Genomic DNA, 1,165 nt, shown 5'->3' with positions numbered 1-1,165 from the left:
AATAAGTCAGCTCCCGCAGGAAAACTGGCATGAGATGATCGGAGAATCAACCCATGCTGACGCCATTTTAGATAGGCTAATTCATGGTTCGATTAAGTTGAACTTAAAAGGAGAATCGATACGAAAACAGTTAAATAAATTGACTGATGATGATCAGTTAAGCTAATTTAAAAACGGCTCTACAAAATGATAAATCAGGTGATCAAAGCTGATGAGAATCGGTGATCAAAGTCATGAGAATACGCAATTATTAAACGTAGTATCGATAGCCGTTAATAACTCAGTAAATTCATTTTTAATTTTGGTCTCAAAATTATTCGCTGAAGAGTGAAGATCACTCTCTGCTGTTTGGGCAAGTACGTCATATATTTTACCTTGCAGGTCAATGAAGAAATTTTTGTCTTTTATGGCTGGTATATATATAAAATTAACATTTTCCAGTAGTGATTTTATTTTGCTTCGAGCGGGAAAATCAGATTTTTGTGTGAACTTGTTATTTTTTATGATGCAATATTTTATCTCTTCGCTTGGTTTATGTTCCCCGCTTTCGCGCCAAACCCTTTTCCAATATACCGTTTCAGGGTATCCGTCACGTCTATATGTTGGTGGTAACTTTAGCCCTAACTCTATTACTATTTCTTTGGCTCTTTGCTTATAAGTCTTAGCATTAATATTGAAATCTGATTTAAAGTTATAGGAAGTATTGTGGTCTGTTTCTCCATTAAAAAAGAGATTAAGCGCCCTTAAAATATTCGATTTTCCAGCATCGTTTTGACCAACAAAAGTTGTAATTTCTTCAATTGGAGCAACTTGAGTTTGAATAGATCTAAAATTCTTTATACTAATTAACCGAATCATGTGTCCTTTCCCGATGTGAACTATTTTTACGATGTAAAATGCTAAATGATGAGAAACTGCTAACATTTTAGTATTTATGCGACACGCAGTTTGTGTTGCATAATCGCTTGTTGGACTGAGGCGCTACCTGCTCGGTGTATAGAGTTGGTGTTGTTTATGCTATGGGAATTTGTTTTTTATGGCCTAAGTGATATCAAACCAATTTCATTGGCGTGTCTATCGTATCTAAGCTATCCCTGCATTGCTCAGCATTTATTATCTATTCATTAAACCTAATGTTTAACCGTTAAGCAAGGATATTTTTCTC

2 protein-coding genes are annotated in these 1,165 nt (G+C 34.8%); one reads left to right on the top strand and one right to left on the bottom strand.

Annotation, left to right across the window (positions count from 1 at the left end):
• On the top strand, positions 1-166 hold a 166-nt coding region (locus ADS77_RS21135), incomplete at its 5' end, for an ATP-binding protein (protein WP_161803898.1).
• Between the two features lie 65 nt (positions 167-231).
• On the opposite strand, the gene ADS77_RS21130 is transcribed toward ADS77_RS21135, so the two are convergent.
• Positions 232-858, bottom strand: coding sequence for an AAA family ATPase (locus ADS77_RS21130; RefSeq protein WP_161803897.1), 627 nt, complete (start codon positions 856-858; stop codon positions 232-234).
• Positions 859-1,165 lie beyond the last annotated feature (307 nt).

The sequence above is a fragment of the Pseudoalteromonas porphyrae genome (assembly GCF_001298125.1).
Taxonomy (GTDB): Bacteria; Pseudomonadota; Gammaproteobacteria; order Enterobacterales; family Alteromonadaceae; genus Pseudoalteromonas; species Pseudoalteromonas neustonica.
This window is presented reverse-complemented; position numbering and strand designations above follow the sequence as displayed.